At 54.7% G+C, this 331-nt stretch carries 1 protein-coding gene; it reads left to right on the top strand.

What is annotated here, in order from left to right:
- Positions 1-331: aminoacyl--tRNA ligase-related protein (locus KDM89_RS20985; RefSeq protein WP_329604718.1), on the top strand; the 331-nt coding region annotated here is incomplete at both ends.

The raw sequence follows: 331 nt of genomic DNA on the forward strand, positions 1-331 counted from the left end.
TGATGCGTGGTCGTGAATTCACCATGAAAGATGCTTACTCTTTCGATCGCAATGTCGACGGTCTCAAGCAGTCTTATCAGGTGATGTACGATGCATATACCCGTATTTTCCAGCGCTTTGGCTTGCAGTTCCGCGCGGTCGCGGCCGATAACGGTGCGATTGGTGGATCCGGCTCTCACGAGTTCCATGTGATCGCAGAAACCGGTGAAGATGCGCTGGTGTACTGCCCAACTTCCGATTACGCTGCCAATATGGAAGCGGCTGAGGCTTTGCCGCTGGTGACATCACGCCCTGCCGCACAGGCAACACTGACTAAAACAGCGACACCGGG

Origin of the sequence: Cognatundibacterium luofuense (assembly GCF_018139685.1) — a bacterium.
Lineage (GTDB): Bacteria > Pseudomonadota > Gammaproteobacteria > Burkholderiales > Burkholderiaceae_D > Undibacterium > Undibacterium luofuense.